The sequence below is a fragment of the Micromonospora sp. NBC_00617 genome, assembly GCF_045161355.1.
Taxonomy (GTDB): Bacteria; Actinomycetota; Actinomycetes; order Mycobacteriales; family Micromonosporaceae; genus Micromonospora.
Map to the genome: position 1 here is coordinate 3071363 of NZ_CP107751.1, position 17748 is coordinate 3089110.

Here is a 17748-nt window from a genome sequence, read left to right on the forward strand (position 1 = left end):
GTCGTGCCCTATGCTGTCGGGCATGGCGACGCTTCGCGAGGCACAGAAGGAGATGACCCGAAAGCTCCTGCTCGACGCCGGCCTGGACCTGTTCGTGTCCAAGGGCTATGCGACGACGACGATCGACGACATCGCATCGGCGGCGGGAACAACGCGGGTGACCTTCTATGCGTACTTCCCCTCCAAGGTCGATCTGATGAAGGCCCTCATCTCGGAACGGCTCAACGCCGCGCTCGACCGGGTCCCCTCCGCCGAGCACGGGTCGACCGAGCGTGAGCTGGTTGCCGTGGTCGAGGACGGCTCGCGCGAGCGGATCCGCGCGTGGCTCGCGTCGACCTCGGAACGATGGGATGCGATTCGCCCCTACACCACGACCGCCTTCGCGGCCGCAGCCGTCGACCCCGAGATCCGCGCGCTCCTCGACGAGTGGCTGAACGAGGCCATCGGTGACATCAAGGACGGGCTCGACCGCGCCGACCGGTTCCCAGCCGGCACCCGCCACTTCCGCAGCGTCATCGCCATCACCGAGCTCGACTACGTCGCGCGCCACTGGACACCGGGAACCTGGGGTGTCGGGCACGACGAGATGCTGGACGTCCTCACCGAGAGCTGGGTCGGCTCGATCGGGCGCCGCTGAGTGGCTGTTCCTCCGGCCGGCCGCCGGTCCCTGGCGGTGGCAGACCGGGGTGATCGACGTGTTCGTCACCACGAGGGCGGGACAGCAAGTTGTCCTAATTGGACGGAGCGCCTATGGTTTCGACGCGGCGCCGGAACCTGACGCGTCGCGGTCGTGCACCACAGACGCGGGTGGCCAGCGACGAACGACGGACCGCCGTGATCCACGCGACGCCGGCGTGGACAAACGACGGTCTATTAGTCCACTAGGGATTGGACGTGCTCGGACGTGAGAAGAGTATTCGCGGTACTGCTGGCGCTGGTGACCGGCGTTTCGGTCATGACGGTCAGCGCGCCGGCGGCCCAGGCCGCCGGTTCCTGCTCGGGGACGATCACCTACAGCGGGGTGCACTCGTCAGGCCTCGGCGAGCTGGTCATCTACTACAACAGCAGCAACGGTGGCACCAACAGCGCGTGCTTCTACCACCGCGGCGCGGCGTACGGACGATCAGCGCCCACGTTCGTGCAGATCTACCGCTGCGAGTTGCCGAGGAATGAGGGGGCGCACTGCACCCCCACGGGCACGCGGGACACGAACTCCGGCGACTTCAGCTACTACGCCGGCCCCGTCGGCGTCACCGGCGTCGCGAACTACTGCGTCGAGGCGGCCGGCTACATCGGATGGGCCGGCGAACGTCACTGGATCTACAGCCGGCAGCAGGGTTGTTGAGCCGAGCGCACCGACCGTAGAGCGCTGCGGGGCCCGACGACCGAACGGGTCGGGCCCCGCCCTGCGACGCCGCGGCGGCATGGCCAGAACCGGCGATGGCACCTCCGCTTCAGAGCGGCACGCATCGTGCGGCGACCAGCACGCGAAGCCCAACCCCCTGTCCGCGTGATTGTCGCCGACGTTGCCGCACCCGCCAAGCCGGCCACCGCCGACGATCATCTACCCTGGCTGAGATCGATTCTTGAGCGCTAAGCGCACTGGTCACGTCAGACCTCGGTCTCCAGAACTCGTGCGGCGACCCCGAACGCGGTGTTGGCAGCCGGCACGCCGACGTAGATGGCGGCCTGCAGCAGCACCTCGACGATCTCGTCGCGGGTGAGCCCGTTGCGCAGCGCGGCGCGGAGGTGGAACTCCAACTCCTCGAAGTGGCGGCCGGCCACGAGCGCGGTCAGTACTGCGATGGAACGGTCGCGTCGCGACAGGCCGGGACGGTCCCAGATCTCGCCCCAGGCGTATCGGGTGATGAGGTCCTGGAAGTCGAGCGTGAGCGAGCTGGTAGCAGCGATCGCGCGGTCGACGTGGGCATCGCCGAGGACCGCTCGGCGGTTGGCCATGCCTGCCGTGTGACGAGCACTGGCGTTGGCGAGGAAGTCGCGAACCAGACTCGCGGTCGCGCGGGGCGCCTCTACCGGCGGCAGGTGCGCGATGCCGTCGAGCTCGACCAGCCGCGCGCCAGGGACGCCGTCGGCAAGCTCCCGCAGGGATGCAACCGGGGTTGCCCGGTCGGCAGAACCGGCGACGGCGAGCAGCGGCCGTCGGACCTCGCGGAGGCGGTCTCGCAGATCGAAGTCCCCCAGGGCGTCGCAAACCTGCGCGTACCCCTCGTCGTCGACCGCGCAGAGGTCGTCGAGCAGCGCTGTGGTGACGTCGGGGGCGCACTCGGCGAAGCCCGGAGCCCACCACCGCTGGGAAGCGGTCTCGAGCAACGCGGTCGTCCCCGACGCCCGCACGAGTGCGGCGCGGCCGCGCCAGAGGTCGGCGTCGCCGATGCGGGCGCCGGTCGCGATGAGGGCGAGCCGGTCGATCCGGTCGGCGTGGTCGAGGACGAGCTGCAGCCCGACGGCACCACCGACCGAGTCACCGGCGTAGGCGAACCGACCATCCGGCTCACCGCGGTGGGCCAGGACACGGTCGACCGCCGCGCGGACGCCGCGCGCCAGCTCGGCGATCGTGAACGGCTCGCCCAGCGGCGCGCCGCCGTGACCGGGCAGCTCCCACCCGACGACGTGGAAGTCGTCGGCCAGCAGCGTGGCGACCACCCCCACAGCCTCTCGACGGAGGTACCCAGCGAGGGCCCGACCACCAGGAGCGGCCGCTCCGCCGGCCCCGCCAGGTGGACCGTCGCCAGTTCCGGAGTGCTCATCCACCGTCCTTCCACGTCTCGGCGCAGCGAGACAACGACTTGTCGATGATGCGGTCGGCCGCACCGAGGTAGGGAGGCCCGCCGGGCCGGTCGTCGACGACGGCGTCGAGACTGCGCCGCTCAGCGAGCAGCTCGTCCCTGCGCGCGGCCTCGGCCATCCGGTCCACGTGGACCGTGAGTCCCGCGAGCAGTTCGGTGGCCTGGGAGGCGGCGACGACGCTACGGCGCCCCAGCACGCGCAGGGTGTCCCACTCGACGTGCCACGCACCGTCGGGCCGTTCATCGACGTACGACGCCGCGGCGACGTGCAGCGCGGAGGCCAACGTCGGCGCGGCGAGCGCATGCCGTCGCAGCAGCACCGAGAGGACCGGGTTCGCCTTGTGCGGCATCGTCGACGAGCCGCCACGGCCGGGCACCGCGGGCTCGGCGAGTTCACCGACCTCCGGCCGCCCCAGGAGCGCGACGTCGGACGAGATCCGGCCCCACGCGTCACCAGCGGTGACGAGCGCGTCCGCGGCGCCGGTCAGCCGGCCCCGCACCGTGTGCCACGGCGTCGTGGCCGGCAGGCCGACCCGGTCGGCGAGATCGGCAACGAGTGCGAGCGACGCGGCGGCAGGATCGGAGCTGCCGACCCGGCGAAAGAGCTCGGTGCTGGCGGCGAGGGTTCCGGCCGCGCCACCGACCTGCACGGCCAGGCGCTTCTTCGCGCCGCGAACCGCCCGCGCGGCCTCGATCACGGAATCGAGCCAGGTTGCGGCCTTCAGCCCGAAGGTCAGGGGCACGGCCGGCTGGGTCACGGTCCGGGCGGCCATCGGGGTGGCGCGATGGCGCTGGGCCAGAGCGGCCAGCGTCGTCGACTGGGCGCGGAGGTCGGCGAGGACGGCGACCATCGCCTCGCGCAGGCACAGGACGAGCGCGGTGTCGACGACGTCCTGGCTGGTCAGGCCACGGTGCAGCCAGGCCGCTGCGGGGCCGTCGCCGAGCCGGCGGCGCACCAGCTGGACCAGCGGGACGACCGGATTGCCACTCCCCTCTGCTGCCGTCGCCAGCTCCTCCACATCCACTGCGTCCACGACGTCGTCGATGGACCGCGCAGCCCCCGCCGGCGCGAGGCCGCAGGCCGACAACGCGCGCAGCCACTGCTGCTCGACCTCGAGCATCGCGGCGAGGAAGCGCTGCTGGCTGAACAACGCACCCGCGCGCTCGTCACCGGGCCAGAACAGGTCGGCCATCAGGACCGCACATGCCGGAGGAAGACCGTCTCGCCGTCGCCCTGGAGTCGCAGGTCGAAGTGGTACCCCGCGGGCTCGGCGACGGCGAGCAGCGTCCGACGTCGAACGGGCGGCACCGCGCTGAGGAAGGGATCGGCGTCCAGTACCGCTTGGTCCTCGGGCAGGTAGACGCGGGTGAACAGCCGGTCGAGCAGCCCGCGGGCGAAGACGGTCAGCGCGAAGAACGCGGGCCGCTCGGCCGTCCGGGCACCGGGCCGCATCGTGAAGAACTCGTAGTGGCCGCGCACATCCGTCGCGGCCCGGCCCCAGCCGGTGAAGGTGAACCCGTCCCGGCGCAGCGAGCCCTCCCGCTGGACGACGCTGCCCTCCGGATCGGCCTGCCAGACCTCGATGAGCGCGTCCGGGACGGGATCGCCCGCGCCGTCGTACACCACACCGTGTAGCCGGACGGCGCCCGCCCTGCTCGCCGGCACCAGCTCGGGTCCACTGGCGTACGGGAGGCCGTAGCCGAAGAACGGGCCCACGGTCTGGCCGGGGGTCGGCACGAGGTCGCTCATGCCGGCACTCCGCTGCGCTCCGTGCCGTCATGAGGCACCACAAGACTGTGCTGATGATTCGCTCGCTGACGCTCGCTCATGCCGCCTGCTCCATCCCGGTCCGCCGGCTACCGGTCAGCACGATGTCCCAGCGATAGCCGAGGCTGAACTCCGGCTCGGTCTCGTTGTGGTCGTAGCGGGCCACGAGCGCCTCACGTGCGGCAGGGTCGGTGATCGACTGGTAGATCGGGTCGAGGTCGAAGAGCGGGTCGCCGGGGAAGTACATCTGGGTGACGAGTCGCTCGGTGAATTCGGTCCCGAACAGCGAGAAGTGGATGTGCGCCGGGCGCCAGGCGTTGTCGTGGTTGCGCCACGGGTAGGCGCCCGGCTTGATCGTGCGGAAGCGGTAGGAGCCGTCGGGCCCGGTGATGCACCGGCCGGCACCCGTGAAGTTCGGGTCGAGCGGCGCGGTGTGCTGGTCACGCTGGTGGATGTAGCGGCCCGCGGCGTTCGCCTGCCAGATCTCGACCAGCTGACCGACGACCGGCCGTCCCTCGCCGTCGAGGACGCGACCGCTGACGGTGATGCGCTCGCCGAGGGGCTCGCCGCGGTGCTGGATGGTCAGGTCCGCCTCGAGCGGGTCGACGTCGGAATGCCCGAAGCAGGGTGCCCAGAGCTCGACTCCCTCGGGGTCGGCGAGCTGGCGGTCCCTGGTCGGGTGCCGCAGGAGGCTGGAGCGGTACGGCAGGTAGTCGAGAGCCGGCTGGTCGGCCGGGCCGACATCGCGCCGCGCCGCTGCGATCCGCGCGATCTCCGCGCTGATCTCTGCTTGCGTTGTCACGTCGCTCAACGTAGGTTCCGCGACCTACAATCGCCGAACAGCGGCTTCCGTTGAATGGAAGGAAGGAAAAGATGCCGCGTACGACGGCCGCCCCCGGCGTCACGGTCGCATCGCGCCTTCTCGGCATCCTGGGTTCCTTCAACCCCGAGCACCGTGTGCTCACACTCAGCGAGCTCGCGCGGCGCGCGGACCTCACCCTGCCGACCGCTCACCGACTGGTCGGCGAGCTGGTGGTGTGGGGCGCGCTTCGCCGTACGTCGTCCGGTGGCTACGCGATCGGCAGGCGACTGTGGGATCTCGGCCTGCTCGCACCCGCGGAGACGACGCTGCGCGAGGTCGCCTCGCCGTTCCTCCAGGACCTGTACGCTGCAACGCGCGTGACCGTGCACCTCGCCGTCCGCGAGGGCGACCAGGTGCTGTACCTCGACCGCCTCTCCGGCAACGCCTCGCTCCCGATCATCAGCACGATGGGCTCCCGGTTGCCGATCCACACCACGGGCGTGGGGAAGGTGCTGCTCGCGCACGCGCCGGCCACGGTTCGCGCCGAGGTGCTCGGCAGGCCGCTCCCCCGAGTCACGCCGTACACAGTGATCTCACCGGCACGTCTCCAGCAGCAGCTGGACCGGGTGCTCAGCGACGGGTTCGCGACCACCGGCGAGGAGATGACCCTCGGCGCATGCTCCATCGCCGTGCCCGTGGCGGCCGACGATCGCCCCGTCGCTGCGCTCGGCGTGGTGGTTCCCCACCTCAGGGGCAAGGCTCGACTGCTACCCGCGATGCGCGTCGCCGCCCACGGCATCGGCCGCGCACTGGCGGCGACTGTGCACGATCCAGAACGCTGATGCGCGTCAGGGCCTCGCCGCGTCGAACAGGAGCTGGCGCAGCCAGGAGATGAAGTAGTGGTCGCCCAGATGCGGGTTCCACACCATGTCGATGCCCAGCCCTGGGAGTGGAAACGGGAACTCCTCGATCCGCAGGTCGACGAGCGTCCGCATCTCAGCGGCAACCCGGTGGCGAAGGAGGGCGACACCGCCGGCACGTCCGACCAGGTACGGGACGAGCAGGAAGTCGGAGATCAACTGGCCGACGCGGTAGGTGACCCCCTTCTCGTCGAGCACCGAGTACGGGAAGACCCGCCGCTCGGTGTCGACAACGATGTGCGGCTGGGTGGTCAGCAGGTCGAGCGCGCTTGCTTCCGGTGGGGTGTCTGCCGAGGCCACCACCACGATGCGGTCGTCGTACAGGCGCTCCCGCGGGTACGGCGACGTGAACCCCTCGGAGAGCAGCACGACGTCGACACCGTGCTCCGTGAAAGTGGCGTCGGTCGGCACGGTGATGGTGCGCACGCGCAGGGTCGCGTTCGGGGCTCGTTCCGCCACGAGTCGAACCAGCCGCGCCCCGAGGACGAAGGCCGTGCTGGTGGTCATCGCGATGGTGATGACCCGACGATCCGTCGCTGGATCGAAGCCCGGGAAATTGACCACGTCCGCGACCTGCTGGAGCGTCGTCCGCAACGGCCCGATCAGCTCAAGCGCGCGCGGGGTCAGCGCGGTACTGCTCCCTTGCCGGACGAGCAGGTCGTCGCCGAGGAGACGCCGCATGCGACCCAACGCGTGGCTCATCGCCGGCTGCGTCAGACCGACGCGTTCAGCCGCCTTCGTCACCGAGCGCTCCTCCAGGAGCGCCAGGAGGGGCACCAGCAGGTTGAGGTTGACCGATGTCAGTCGATACAACCCGGAACTCGTGGTGCCCTCTCCGTCATCGCTCATCGCGACGAAACCTACCCGGTTTCCTGGCTCACGCGACGCAGTCGTGGGATCGGTATCCGGTAGTTCAGCGCCGCAGCCGCACCGGAGCCGTCGTCGTGCGACCAGCGCATCAGCGCCGGACCGCCGGGCCCTCCCTCGACGTACGCCGGCTCTCCGTCCAGCGGGAGATGGCCGACGGCCTTGAGGCTGAGCCCGAACTGCTCGGTCCAGAAGTACGGCTGGAACTGAAGCGGTGGCGTGTCGTCGCCACGGACGAGGGCAGCCGCAGCCACCTTCGCCTGCTCGATGGCGCTGCTCCACAGCGGGATGCGTCGCAGGCCGTGAGGCGTCGGGAACGCTGCCAGGTCGCCGACGGCAGCGATCTCGGGCCGGACCAGTCCGCGGGGGTTGACCTGCACGACGCCCTGGTTGGCCAGGCCGGTGTCCGCGAGCCACTCCGTGTTCGGGACGTCGCCGACGGCGGTCACCACCAGCTCGGCCTCGAGGACGGCGCCGTCGTCGAGTACGACACGTGCGTCGCCGTCACACCGATCGAGTCGCGCCGATCCGGTCTCGACGATGGTGAGCCCGCGCTCCAGCGCTGCCTTGACGAAGACCTCGGCCAGGTAGGTGCCGAGTTGCAGGATCAACGGCACGCCTTGGGAGACAAGGGTGACCTGACAACCCGCGGTCAGGCAGCCCGACGCGATCTCCATGCCGAGCGGGCCGCCGCCGACCACGACGACCGACGGTCGTCCAGCGAGGCGCTTGCGCAGAGCGAGTGCATCGTCGAGGCCGCGCAGGTTGAGCTCCTCGGGAAGGTCGGACAACCGTCGCGCACGGGAGCCAGTGGCGAGGACGACGCGGTCGTACGGAAGTGCCGCGCCGTCGTGGAGCGTGACGAGCCGACGGTCGACATCGAGGCCGGTCGCGCGTACGCCCAGGAGTTCGGTCGCCCCGTGGGTGGCCGGCGGAAGCTCATGGGACGGCAGGTCGTCGCCGTCGAGCAGCAACGCCTTCGACAGAGCCGGACGGCTGTATGCCGCGTGGGTCTCGTCGCCGACGATGGTCAGCTCCCCGTCGAAGCCGGCCTCCCGGAGCGTCTCGGCCGCCGTGCGGCCCGCGATGCCGTTTCCGACGACGACGACCCGCTGGATCGGCGTACTCACGCCAGGCGCAGGGCCGCGACCGGGCAGACCCGGATGGCGGCGTTGGCCAGCGCGACGTCGGCGTCGCTGAGCTCCTCGCGGTCGAGCACCAGCTCGCCGTCCTCGTCGAGGTGCATCAGGGCGGGCGCGGCCTCCTCACACAGCCCGTGTCCCTCGCAGCGCGGACGGTCCAGGACGATCCTCATGCCGGTACCACTTCCAGGACGGGCAGCTCCTCGATGCTGCGGGTGACGTTGCTGGGGACCCGGACCTCCGGGCCGACGACCAGGCGACCGACCCGGCGGGCCAGCGCCTCGATGACGGCGTGCGCCTCGAGTCGGGCCAGCCCCTGTCCGGCGCAGCCGTGCGGGCCGTACCCGAAGGACAGGTGGTCGATCGGGTTGCGCTCGATGCGGAACGCGTCGGGGTTCGCGTAGTGGCGGGGGTCCCGGTTGCCGGCGCCGAACAGGATCGCGACCTTCGCGCCTTGCGGGACCGGGACACCGTCGACCACCACGTCCCGGGTCGTGCGTCGTCCCCAGGCGTGGATCGGCGCCCAGTAGCGGAGCACCTCGTTGAACGCGGCCGGCACCAGCGACGGGTTCTCCCGGACCAGCGCGAGCTGCTCGGGGTGGGCCGCGAACAGGGCCACGATGTTGCCGATCGAGGCGATCGTGGTGTCGACGCCGGCACCGAGGTACTGGTGGATGATGTGGCCCGCCGTGTGGGGCGGGATGTCGCCGCGCGCCTCGGCCTCGAAGATTCCCCGGCCGACCGAGCCGGGCGCCAACTCCTCGGCGGTGACGGTCGAGCACCAGTCGTACAACTCGCCGGCGATCGGGAAGCTCTCCGCGGTGCGCTGGTTCATCGGTCCGATGACCTGCATCGCGGCCTGACCCCAGCGCAGCATGTTGTCGCGGACCTGGCCGGTGAACCCGATGAGATCCGCGACGACATCGAGCGGCAGTGCGCGAGCCAACCCGTCGATGGCCTCGAACGAGCCCTTGTCGACCAGTTCCTCGACGAGGGCGTCGGCCTTGGCGTCGATGCTCTGCTTCAGGCCGCGAAGCGCACGCGGCGACAGGTTCGCGGTCAGGGTCGCCCGCAGCTGGGTGTGGACCGGCGGGTCCGAGGCGAGGGAGGTGCCCGTGAGCGCTTCGTTGACCATCGGGTTGAACCCGATCGCCCCTTCGGAGGAGAAGCTCTCCCAGTCACCCAGGGCGTTGCGGATGACGTCGTACCTCGTGAGCACATAGACGTCGTTTGCCGGGATGTGGACGACGCCTCCAAGATCGCGCAGTGCTGCGTACGAGGGGTACGGGTCGACGAGGACCGTGTCGCCGAACAGGTCGAGATGGGAGATGGGAGGGGCTGAATCGGTCATCGGTTCACCTCGGGTCGGTGGTTCGGTGAACCCATTTAAGTGACCGCATTCACATCAGGCAAACACATGTTGTGCATGCAGCGACATGCACGCCGTGCATGTGCACCTTTCAGTGGTCGCCTGCTTCGATGGCCCCGGCTGCCCGGTGGAGGGTGGCGACGAGCGCCGGAAGCTGATGACGGTCGTGGCGGACCGCCGGCATCGAGATGGAGAGCCCGGCGAGCGCCGTACTGTCCGCGTCGCGGACCGGGACGCCGATCGCGACGACCCCCCGCTCCGACAGCCCGTTGTTGAGCGCGAACCCGGCCCGGCGGACGCGGGTGAGCCGGCCCCGAAGGGTCGCCAGGTCCGGTCGTTCGTCAGGGCGCTGGACGTACCGCTCAGCGGCGTAGAGCTCGTCCACCTCGGCCGGCTGGAGCTCCGCGAGCAGCACGAGCCCGGCCGTGGTGCGGTGGGCCGGGAACACCATCCCCTCACGCGAGCCCACCCGGAGCGCCTGCCGGCACTCCACGCTCGCGATGAACCGCGTCGTGTCGCCGGTGCGGATGGCCAGGTTCGCCGACTCCCCCACCAGGTCGACGAGCCGCTGCAGATGCGGCAGTGCAGCGGCTCGCAGCTGCGATGTGCGCGACTGCGAGTGCGCGGCGAGCTCGAGGACCGGCCCCGGATGGTAGACACGCTGGTCGTCCTGGACCGCGAAGTCGCGGTAGACGAGCGTCTGCAGCAATCGATGGGCCGTCGACCGCGCCACGTCGAGCCGCTGGGCGACCTGGCTCACCGTGAGCCCGCCCTCCAGCTGCAGCATGACCGCGATCCGGAGCGCATGGTCGGCACTGGTCACGACGTACGCCGGCGGGGTCTTCGGTTCGGCACTGCCCATGTCCTGCTCGTTCCGCTCTCCAGAATCAGACGTTCCGCTGACGCGACAAGGGCCATGGTAGGCGACATGAGCACGACTGACACCCCCGTCCGCCTGAAGGCCGTCTCGGCACCGGGCCAGCCGGACGTGACGCCTGCGCTCGAGGAGCTGTACCGCGGCTTCGAGCAGGAGCTGCTGGTGCCGCTGTGGACCGAGATCGGCGACCTGATGCCCGCGCACCCGCGGTCGCGCGCGGTGCCGCACCTGTGGCGTTGGGAGAGCCTGCTCCGCCTGGCCGCGGAAGCCGGCGACCTCGTCCCGGTGGGCCGCGGTGGTGAACGTCGTGCGATCGCCCTGGCGAACCCGACGCTCGGCGGTCGGCCGTTCGCGACGCCGACGCTGTGGGCGGCGATCCAGTACCTGATGCCCGGCGAGGACGCTCCCGCGCACCGGCACACCCAGCACGCCTTCCGGTTCGTCGTCGAGGGCTCCGGCGTGTGGACCGTGGTCGGCGGCAGCGGCGAGACGGCGGTCGGCGACGCGGTTCCGATGCGCCGCGGCGACTTCCTGCCGCAGGCCGGCTGGAACTGGCACGCGCACCACAACGCGACCGCCGAGCCGATGGCCTGGATCGACGGGCTCGACATCCCGTTCCAGTACGTCACCGAGTCGCAGTTCTTCCAGTTCGGCCGCGAGGAGCTCAGCGAGGCTGAGCGGATCACGCCGGAACGCTCGCGCTCCGAGCGGCTGTGGGGCCACCCGGGCCTGCGGCCGCTCTCGGTGGGCGACCTCGCCCCCGGATCGCCGCTGCTGGCCTACAAGTGGCAGCACACCGACGCCGCCCTCGACGACCAACTGCTGTTGGAGAAGGAGGGGTACGGCGGCACCGTCGAGCCCGGCCACGCGGCCGTCCGGTTCAGCAACCCCCACAACGGCACGGATGTGCTCCCGACGATCCGCGCGGAGTTCCACCGGATCGTCCGCGGCGCGCAGACCGCACCGGTCCGCGCTACCGGGTCGTCGGTCTACCAGGTCTTCGACGGCTCCGGAACGGTGACCGTCGGCGACAGGAGCTGGTCGGTCACCCGGGGCGACCTGTTCGTGGTCCCGTCCTGGGAGCCGTTCTCCGCCCGGTCCGAGGCCGGCACCACCGACTCCGATTCCGGCGCCCTCGACCTCTTCCGTTTCTCGGACGCGCCCATCTTCGAGGCGCTTCACCTCGACCGTCAGGAGACCCTGCGATGAAGCTCGCCACCCTCCGCGTCAACGGCGGCACCCGTGCCGTCCGCCTCGACGGGGACGTCCTCGTCGACCTCGGCTACTCCGACCTCGGCGTCCTGTTCGCGCAGGACGACTGGGCCACGATCGCGGCCTGCGCGACCGGTGCGACCTGGCCGGCCGAGGGCGCAGACCTGGCTCCGGTGGTGCCCCACCCGTCGAAGGTGGTCTGCGTCGGCCACAACTACACCAACCACATCAAGGAGATGGGTCGCGAGCTGCCGGCGCATCCGACCCTCTTCACCAAGTTCGCCGACACCCTCATCGGGCCCAACGATCCGATCGCCATGCCCGCCGAGACCGACGCCCTCGACTGGGAGGTTGAGCTGGTGGTCGTCATCGGCAAACCCGTGCGGCGTGCCACCGAGGCGGAGGCCGAGGCCGCCATCGCCGGCTTCACCGTCATGAACGACATCTCGGTCCGCGACTGGCAGTTCCGGACCATCGAGTGGACCCAGGGCAAGATCTGGGACTCCTCCACCCCGGTCGGCCCGTACGTCGTGACGCCCGACGAGGTCGGCGGCGTCCGCCCGGCGCTCGAGGTGACGACGATCGTCGACGGCCAGGTCATGCAGCAGGACGACACCGGCACGCTGCTGTTCGACCCGGTGCACCTGGTGCGGTACGTGTCCACGGTCATCCGGCTCAATCCGGGCGACCTGATCGCGACCGGCACGCCCGCAGGTGTCGGCCACGCGCGTGACCCGAAGGTCTACCTCGCCGGCGGCGAGACCGTCGTGACCGAGATCGCCGGCATCGGCGCCTGCGTCAACCAGGTCGTCGAGGAGTCCTGATGCCGCGCACGCACACCGACGCGCTGACGTGGGTCGAGCACTGCACGCAGCTGCTCGCCGCGCAGGTCGCCGCGCTCGACGAGCAGGCGATGACCGACCCCAGCGCGCTGCCCGGCTGGACCCGCAAGCACCTCCTGGCGCACGTCGCGGCCAACGCCGACGCGCTCGGCAACCTCGTGCACTGGGCCAGGACCGGTGAGCCGACGCCGATGTACTCCTCGATGGATCAGCGGAACGCCGACATCGAGTCCGGCGCGACGCTTCCCGCGACCCGACTGGCGGCGTGGGTGAACGGATCCGCGCGCAGCCTCGCGGTCGCGATGGACGCCCTCACCACGGACCAGTGGCGCGCCGAGGTCGTCACCGCGCAGGGCCGCACCGTGCCCGCCACGGAGATCCCGTGGCTCCGGGCCCGCGAGGTCTGCGTGCACGCCGTCGACCTCGGTACCGGGTTGACCTTCGCCGACCTTCCCGACGGCTTCCTCTCCGCCCTCGTGGTGGACATCCAGGCCAAGCGTGGTCTCGTCGCGGTACCCGACGGACCACTGCCCGACGTGGCCGCCTACCTGGCCGGCCGTCCCCACTCGCTCACCGGGGTTCCCGACCTCGGCCCCTGGCTCTGAGAGGGCAGACACCATGAGCACTCCTGACGTCGTCGTCGTCGGTGGCGGAATCGGCGGCCTGAGCAGCGCCTTCGCGCTGTCCCGCAGCGGGCTGAAGGTGCGGGTCCTCGAGCAGGCGAAGGAATTCGGCGAGGTCGGCGCAGGCATCCAGCTCGCCCCGAACTGCACGCGGATCCTGCACGACTACGGGCTACTCGAGGAGGCCAAGGCCCGCGGCGTCGTACCCGACACGATGGTGATGCGCGACGCGGTCGACGGGACCGAACTCACCTCGCTCGACCTTCGTGACCTCGAACGGAAGTACGGCTTCCCGTACCTGGTCATCCACCGCAGCGACCTGCACGGACTGTTTCTCCGGGCTTGTCGCGAGGCCGGCGTCGAGCTGCTCACCGAGCAGCGGGTCGTGGCGTACTCGCAGGACGGAGAGAAGGCCACCGCGACGATCGGAGCCGGCGCCGTCCACGAGGCGGCGGTGGTGATCGCGGCCGATGGTCTGCACTCCGTCGCCCGGAAGCTCGTCGTCGACGACCGACCCGTCTCCTCCGCCTACGTCGCCTACCGCGGCACCGTGCCGGTCGCGGCGGTGGACCGCCCGGTGGACCTCTCCGAGGTCGTCGTGTACGTCGGCCCCCGCTGCCACTTCGTCCACTACGGGCTGCGCGGTGGTGACCTCCTCAACCAGGTCGCCGTATTCGAGTCCCCCAAGGCGCTCGCCGGGCTCGAGGACTGGGGAACACCCGACGAGCTCGACAACGCCTTCGCCGGAACCTGCGACGCGGTTCAGCAGGGACTGCCGCACATGTGGCGCGACAAGTGGTGGCGGATGTACGACCGCGACCCGATCACCACCTGGGTCGACGGCCGGATCGCCCTCCTGGGCGACGCCGCCCACCCGCCGCTGCAGTACATGGCGCAGGGCGCGATCATGGCGATCGAGGACGGCTGGGTCCTCGCCGAGCACGCCAAGCGACTCCGGGGCGACGACGGCACCGTCGACTGGACGGGCGCACTCGCGGCCTACGAGGCGGTCCGATCGGAGCACTGCCGGCGCGTGGTGCTGACGGCTCGCGCGTGGGGCGAACTGTGGCACCTCGACGGCGTCGAACGCGAGCAGCGCAACGTCCTGCTCCGCGCCCGGGAGGTCGACGACCACTCCTTCACGGATTGGATCTACGGCCCGACCGCGCTCGTCGCCGAGGACGAACCGGCGATGTTCGAACCGATCCCACTGGCATCGGCGGACCGGTTGGCCAGCAACCTGGCGGGCTCTCTCGCACAGTGATCTCCCGCAGGACCGCCGGGTCGCTGCGCGAGGCGCGCGAAGCTGGCGGGAGCTCGCTTCCGCCGGTCACCGTGTCCGAGATCCCGGGGACGATCGGGATGGTCGCGTGCCCGCCGCAGGGTCACCCTGTTGAGGTTCCGCTCGCCGAGATGCTCGTCGAGGTTGACCGCCGGGTCTACGTACGGGCCGGTGACCGCCGGCGTCAGGTCGACGAGCGTCACGTCGGCCTCCCGCAGGGCGGCTTCGTTCGCCAGGTGTGCATGCGCCGACGTCGCGTCGAACACGATCCGGATGTCGCGGACGTCCGGGGATCCATGAGCCCCCGCACCCCGGTCGAGACCACCGGCACGCCCAGTCGCGCCGCCCGCGCCAACCCGTCGGAGTCCGGGTCGATACCGACGAAGAGCACCCCACCTCCGCGCGGCAAACGTGCGCGATCGGGGTGTCCAGCTGCTGCGCGCGTTCCGCCCGTCTGAGGAGGCCCTAGGCCTGACCGAGCCCCGACTGCTCACCCCGCCGGTGCGCACCGCCAACCTCGCGCTATCGCGGGTGCTCTCGCGGGCGGCGCCGATCATTGAGAATTCGCGCTGGCCCCGGCACCGGCGCGAGGCGGGGGCCGGGTTCCGCGAGTTCGTCGATGTTGGCGGTGGAGGCTCCGTAGACCCACAACCCGAGCAGCCTGGGAAGTCCGTCAGCTGATGCTGGGGCTGCCGCAGCCATCCGACAGGACGATCAGCAGCGCTCAGCTGACGACGGCGCGCAGCTGCTCGCGGCAGCGGCGGTAGGACTGCACTGGATCTTCCATTTCGCCCTCGACCGCCAGTTCGCCCCAGCGTTCCCAGCAGGTGCGCCACACGGCGACGGCGACCTCGGCGATCAGTAGGACCGCCATCGGGTCGTGGCTGGGAAGTTGCTCCGTGAGGCGGGCGCGCAGGTGTGTGGTCAGGACCCGCTCCTGGGACGCCGCGAGCGCCTGGAGTTCGGGCTCCCGCGTGAGCAGCCGCGCGACGCGACGGTGCTCCTCCAGTTCGGGGTCGTTCTCCGGGCCCATCACGGCCTCCATGGCGGCCTCGACGATCCGCAGCGCGGCGGAGGAGGCGTCGTCCGGGACCTGGAGCGTGTGGATCGCCCGGAGCAGGCGGCGCTGGCCGGGCAGGGCCGCCTGCTCCTTGGAGGTGGATGCTCCTCGTGCAGTTCGTCCTTGAACCGGCGGAAGGCGCCCCTGCCCTGGATGGCTCGCTGGAGCCTGCGGCCGGTCCGCTCGTCGCTGACCTGCTCGGCGAAGTCGGCCATGTCGCGGTGCCAGACGAAGGATGGTAGCGCGTCGATCGGGAACAGATCGAGTTCGTCGAGGTCCACCGGCGTCTTCCCGTCAATGCCGCCGTCAGCCGTCCACATCATGATCTCCCCGCTGGCCGGGTCGATGAGCCAGCGGTACTCGTACGCGCTCTGGTCCTGCAGCGCAGTGGCGATCTCCTCGAGATCGAGGTGACGTACGTCGAGCATGATCTCCACTCCCGTTGTCGTGGCCGCCCGGAACCACAGTAGGTCCGCTTCCCTCTCGACTGCTGTTCCAGCAGCCTGGAATCGGGAAACCGGTCAGCTACAGCCCAGCGGCGTCGAGGGTTTTGAGGAACGTTGGCCGGCGCTTGTGCTCAACCCGCAGCTCGGCGAGGTACTGCCCGAACGCCGCATGTTCTCCGGTGGCCTGGTACGCCGCTCGCACGGCGGCGAGCAACGCGACGGCCCGCCGGTAGCGCCGCTTGTCGGCCGAGTTGAGGATCGCCTGCTCGACAAGGTCCCGGTACGGCTGGATCACCTCCTTCGGATGTGTTACGGCCCGCTTCTCGAGCAGGGTCTGCCACTGCGGCCCGCCGAGCCACCGCCGGTGGTGCTGGGCCTCCTGCCAGGCCTGGTCGTCACGGCCCACCGCCAGCAACACGTCGACCAACTCGGAGGCGTACGCCGGCTGCTGACTGATCCGGTCGCGCAGCACCCCCAGAACCCACGTCGTCGGATCGTCGCCGCCGGCCGTCTCCACGGTGGCGATCAAGGATCGGTACCCGGCAGCGGTGGGATGCCGTGCGAACTCCTCCCGCCGGACCCGCACGGCACCCGGCGTGTTACCGGCGGCGGCGAGCATGTCGACCAGAACGTCACGGAGCCGACCCGTGTGGGGCGAACCCACGTTGGCGACCACACCTCGCCGAGCCCAATCGATCGCCTCGTCCCGGCGTCCGGCGGCATGTAGCACCTCGGCGATCCGTTGGTACTGCGGCGCGTTGGTCAGGTGCTCGGCCAGCACCGCGACGTACCGGTCGACATCTCCCGACACCTCAGCGAGCTGCTCGCGCAGGTCACGCACCGCGAACGCGCCGGTCCACGACTCCGGGTCGGCCACCCGCGCCCGCTCGGCGACCAGCCGCTCCACCTCCGCGATCCCCCGCTTCCCGAGCGACGGAGCGAAGTCGGCCAACCGGACCCGAGGCCAGCCGGGACCGTCGCACTCCAGCTTCACCAGCCAGCCCGCCAGGCTGAGCGGGTTCGGCAGTGCCGCCACGCACGCCTTCGCGTACCGGTCCATGAGCTCCTGCAGGTCGTCCCCGATGATTCCGGAGGAGTCATCCAGATACATCAGGGCTCGCGTAATCCGGTCGACGGCCTTGCGCAACACTGGCACCGCGAGATCCGCCCGGCCCTCGGCGACCAGCCGATCGCACTCCTCGGCCACCTGGCGGGCGGTCTGCGAGTACTCCCGTCGACCCCGGTAGGGATCCCGCCGGCGATCCCAGCGCAGGCGGTCCACCAACACCGTCAGATCTTCCCCGGTCATCCGTCCATCTCAGCAGACCGCGACTCGGCCTCGGGAACGCGCCACCTATCGTGTCAGGCGTGCCGAATGACCAGGATCTGGACAACGCGATCGAGGCGATCGTCGTCGACGCCTACACCGCCGACGAGCAACACAGCGCGTTCCTCGCCGTGATCGAGGACGAAACACCCCTGCCCACCGCGGCCACCCTGCTGGGCACCCCGGTCACCGTCACCTCGATCGACTACACGAACGAGACACGCGGCCTCGTCGCCACCTGCCAAGGCCCGGATGGCGCGGGCGAGGTCACCCTCGCCGACCTGGCGTTCCCGCCGGACATCGTCACCGCCTGGATCCACGCCGCCTACCGGCATTACCTCGGCCTCACGCCGTTCCCGGCCCAGCCCAGGCCCGAATGGACCTGGCCCAGCACCTGACGGCGC

At 70.7% G+C, this 17748-nt stretch carries 20 protein-coding genes and 1 pseudogene; 8 read left to right on the forward strand and 13 right to left on the reverse strand.

Annotation, left to right across the window (positions count from 1 at the left end):
- The first annotated feature begins 22 nt into the window (after positions 1–22).
- Together OG505_RS14085 and OG505_RS14090 are read left to right on the forward strand one after the other, a co-directional pair.
- A complete protein-coding gene (locus OG505_RS14085) occupies positions 23–637 on the forward strand; it encodes a TetR/AcrR family transcriptional regulator (RefSeq protein ID WP_405433738.1) in 615 nt (204 codons plus the stop codon).
- Positions 638–904: 267 nt separating this feature from the next.
- Entirely contained in the window at positions 905–1345 is a 441-nt protein-coding gene (locus OG505_RS14090; protein ID WP_405433740.1) for a hypothetical protein, read from the forward strand.
- A 266-nt stretch (positions 1346–1611) separates the two neighbouring features.
- On the opposite strand, the gene OG505_RS14095 is transcribed toward OG505_RS14090, so the two are convergent.
- The 5 genes and pseudogenes from OG505_RS14095 to pcaH form a co-directional block, all read right to left on the reverse strand.
- Positions 1612–1959: a carboxymuconolactone decarboxylase family protein gene (locus OG505_RS14095; protein ID WP_405434495.1), complete on the reverse strand. Its 348-nt coding sequence runs from the start codon at positions 1957–1959 to the stop codon at positions 1612–1614.
- Positions 1960–2100: 141 nt separating this feature from the next.
- Positions 2101–2832: pseudogene (locus tag OG505_RS14100) on the reverse strand (alpha/beta fold hydrolase); the annotation flags it as partial.
- Complete coding sequence (locus tag OG505_RS14105) at positions 2765–4000, reverse strand: lyase family protein (RefSeq protein WP_405433741.1); 1236 nt, start codon at positions 3998–4000, stop codon at positions 2765–2767. The pseudogene OG505_RS14100 and the gene OG505_RS14105, both read right to left, overlap by 68 nt.
- The gene (pcaG, locus tag OG505_RS14110; RefSeq protein WP_405433742.1) at positions 4000–4557 is read right to left on the reverse strand and encodes a protocatechuate 3,4-dioxygenase subunit alpha; all 558 of its coding nucleotides are present in this window, start codon (positions 4555–4557) and stop codon (positions 4000–4002) included. Before pcaG ends, OG505_RS14105 begins: the two co-directional genes overlap by 1 nt.
- Positions 4558–4633: 76 nt before the next feature.
- Complete coding sequence (gene pcaH, locus OG505_RS14115) at positions 4634–5377, reverse strand: protocatechuate 3,4-dioxygenase subunit beta (protein WP_405433744.1); 744 nt, start codon at positions 5375–5377, stop codon at positions 4634–4636.
- Between the two features lie 71 nt (positions 5378–5448).
- Between pcaH and OG505_RS14120 the strand changes: the two genes are divergently transcribed.
- A complete protein-coding gene (locus tag OG505_RS14120) occupies positions 5449–6219 on the forward strand; it encodes an IclR family transcriptional regulator (protein ID WP_405433746.1) in 771 nt (256 codons plus the stop codon).
- A 6-nt stretch (positions 6220–6225) separates the two neighbouring features.
- On the opposite strand, the gene OG505_RS14125 is transcribed toward OG505_RS14120, so the two are convergent.
- The 5 genes from OG505_RS14125 to OG505_RS14145 form a co-directional block, all read right to left on the reverse strand.
- The gene (locus OG505_RS14125) at positions 6226–7146 is read right to left on the reverse strand and encodes a LysR family transcriptional regulator (protein ID WP_405433747.1); all 921 of its coding nucleotides are present in this window, start codon (positions 7144–7146) and stop codon (positions 6226–6228) included.
- Positions 7147–7157: 11 nt separating this feature from the next.
- Complete coding sequence (locus OG505_RS14130) at positions 7158–8294, reverse strand: NAD(P)/FAD-dependent oxidoreductase (protein ID WP_405433748.1); 1137 nt, start codon at positions 8292–8294, stop codon at positions 7158–7160.
- On the reverse strand, positions 8291–8479 hold the full coding sequence (locus OG505_RS14135) for a ferredoxin (RefSeq protein ID WP_405433750.1): 189 nt from the start codon (positions 8477–8479) through the stop codon (positions 8291–8293). Before OG505_RS14135 ends, OG505_RS14130 begins: the two co-directional genes overlap by 4 nt.
- The gene (locus tag OG505_RS14140) at positions 8476–9657 is read right to left on the reverse strand and encodes a cytochrome P450 (RefSeq protein WP_405433751.1); all 1182 of its coding nucleotides are present in this window, start codon (positions 9655–9657) and stop codon (positions 8476–8478) included. The genes OG505_RS14135 and OG505_RS14140 overlap by 4 nt, the downstream gene beginning before the upstream one ends.
- A 109-nt stretch (positions 9658–9766) precedes the next feature.
- Complete coding sequence (locus tag OG505_RS14145) at positions 9767–10537, reverse strand: IclR family transcriptional regulator (protein WP_405433753.1); 771 nt, start codon at positions 10535–10537, stop codon at positions 9767–9769.
- Positions 10538–10603: 66 nt separating this feature from the next.
- On the opposite strand from OG505_RS14145, the gene OG505_RS14150 reads away from it, so the two are divergent.
- The 4 genes from OG505_RS14150 to OG505_RS14165 are packed head-to-tail and all read left to right on the forward strand — an operon-like array spanning position 10604 to position 14493.
- The gene (locus OG505_RS14150) at positions 10604–11761 is read left to right on the forward strand and encodes a cupin domain-containing protein (RefSeq protein ID WP_405433754.1); all 1158 of its coding nucleotides are present in this window, start codon (positions 10604–10606) and stop codon (positions 11759–11761) included.
- On the forward strand, positions 11758–12588 hold the full coding sequence (locus tag OG505_RS14155; protein WP_405433755.1) for a fumarylacetoacetate hydrolase family protein: 831 nt from the start codon (positions 11758–11760) through the stop codon (positions 12586–12588). The genes OG505_RS14150 and OG505_RS14155 overlap by 4 nt, the downstream gene beginning before the upstream one ends.
- Positions 12588–13211 carry a maleylpyruvate isomerase family mycothiol-dependent enzyme gene (locus OG505_RS14160; protein WP_405433757.1) on the forward strand — a complete coding sequence of 208 codons (624 nt, stop codon included), beginning with the start codon at positions 12588–12590 and terminating at the stop codon, positions 13209–13211. Before OG505_RS14155 ends, OG505_RS14160 begins: the two co-directional genes overlap by 1 nt.
- A gap of 13 nt (positions 13212–13224) precedes the next feature.
- On the forward strand, positions 13225–14493 hold the full coding sequence (locus OG505_RS14165; protein ID WP_405433758.1) for an FAD-dependent oxidoreductase: 1269 nt from the start codon (positions 13225–13227) through the stop codon (positions 14491–14493).
- A 742-nt stretch (positions 14494–15235) separates the two neighbouring features.
- Here the strand turns inward: OG505_RS14165 and OG505_RS14170 are convergent.
- From OG505_RS14170 to OG505_RS14180, 3 genes are all read right to left on the reverse strand, one after another.
- A complete protein-coding gene (locus OG505_RS14170) occupies positions 15236–15556 on the reverse strand; it encodes a hypothetical protein (protein ID WP_405433759.1) in 321 nt (106 codons plus the stop codon).
- Positions 15544–15999, reverse strand: coding sequence for a hypothetical protein (locus OG505_RS14175; protein WP_405433760.1), 456 nt, complete (start codon positions 15997–15999; stop codon positions 15544–15546). The genes OG505_RS14170 and OG505_RS14175 overlap by 13 nt, the downstream gene beginning before the upstream one ends.
- Positions 16000–16096: 97 nt before the next feature.
- On the reverse strand, positions 16097–17326 hold the full coding sequence (locus OG505_RS14180) for a DUF6880 family protein (protein WP_405433761.1): 1230 nt from the start codon (positions 17324–17326) through the stop codon (positions 16097–16099).
- 59 nt (positions 17327–17385) lie between these two features.
- Between OG505_RS14180 and OG505_RS14185 the strand changes: the two genes are divergently transcribed.
- Positions 17386–17742: a hypothetical protein gene (locus OG505_RS14185; RefSeq protein ID WP_405433762.1), complete on the forward strand. Its 357-nt coding sequence runs from the start codon at positions 17386–17388 to the stop codon at positions 17740–17742.
- Positions 17743–17748: the final 6 nt, after the last annotated feature.

Excerpts from the sequence above, each read along its gene's own strand:
- OG505_RS14095 (WP_405434495.1), bottom strand. The coding sequence starts at position 1,959 with ATGGCCAACCGCCGAGCGGTCCTCGGCGATGCCCACGTCGACCGCGCG.
- OG505_RS14105 (WP_405433741.1), bottom strand. The coding sequence starts at position 4,000 with ATGGCCGACCTGTTCTGGCCCGGTGACGAGCGCGCGGGTGCGTTGTTC.
- OG505_RS14160 (WP_405433757.1), top strand. The coding sequence starts at position 12,588 with ATGCCGCGCACGCACACCGACGCGCTGACGTGGGTCGAGCACTGCACG.
- OG505_RS14180 (WP_405433761.1), bottom strand. The coding sequence starts at position 17,326 with ATGACCGGGGAAGATCTGACGGTGTTGGTGGACCGCCTGCGCTGGGAT.
- OG505_RS14085 (WP_405433738.1), top strand. The coding sequence starts at position 23 with ATGGCGACGCTTCGCGAGGCACAGAAGGAGATGACCCGAAAGCTCCTG.
- OG505_RS14170 (WP_405433759.1), bottom strand. The coding sequence starts at position 15,556 with ATGGAGGCCGTGATGGGCCCGGAGAACGACCCCGAACTGGAGGAGCAC.
- OG505_RS14150 (WP_405433754.1), top strand. The coding sequence starts at position 10,604 with ATGAGCACGACTGACACCCCCGTCCGCCTGAAGGCCGTCTCGGCACCG.
- OG505_RS14125 (WP_405433747.1), bottom strand. The coding sequence starts at position 7,146 with ATGAGCGATGACGGAGAGGGCACCACGAGTTCCGGGTTGTATCGACTG.
- OG505_RS14175 (WP_405433760.1), bottom strand. The coding sequence starts at position 15,999 with ATGCTCGACGTACGTCACCTCGATCTCGAGGAGATCGCCACTGCGCTG.
- pcaG (WP_405433742.1), bottom strand. The coding sequence starts at position 4,557 with ATGAGCGACCTCGTGCCGACCCCCGGCCAGACCGTGGGCCCGTTCTTC.
- OG505_RS14165 (WP_405433758.1), top strand. The coding sequence starts at position 13,225 with ATGAGCACTCCTGACGTCGTCGTCGTCGGTGGCGGAATCGGCGGCCTG.
- OG505_RS14140 (WP_405433751.1), bottom strand. The coding sequence starts at position 9,657 with ATGACCGATTCAGCCCCTCCCATCTCCCATCTCGACCTGTTCGGCGAC.
- OG505_RS14120 (WP_405433746.1), top strand. The coding sequence starts at position 5,449 with ATGCCGCGTACGACGGCCGCCCCCGGCGTCACGGTCGCATCGCGCCTT.
- OG505_RS14135 (WP_405433750.1), bottom strand. The coding sequence starts at position 8,479 with ATGAGGATCGTCCTGGACCGTCCGCGCTGCGAGGGACACGGGCTGTGT.
- OG505_RS14145 (WP_405433753.1), bottom strand. The coding sequence starts at position 10,537 with ATGGGCAGTGCCGAACCGAAGACCCCGCCGGCGTACGTCGTGACCAGT.
- OG505_RS14155 (WP_405433755.1), top strand. The coding sequence starts at position 11,758 with ATGAAGCTCGCCACCCTCCGCGTCAACGGCGGCACCCGTGCCGTCCGC.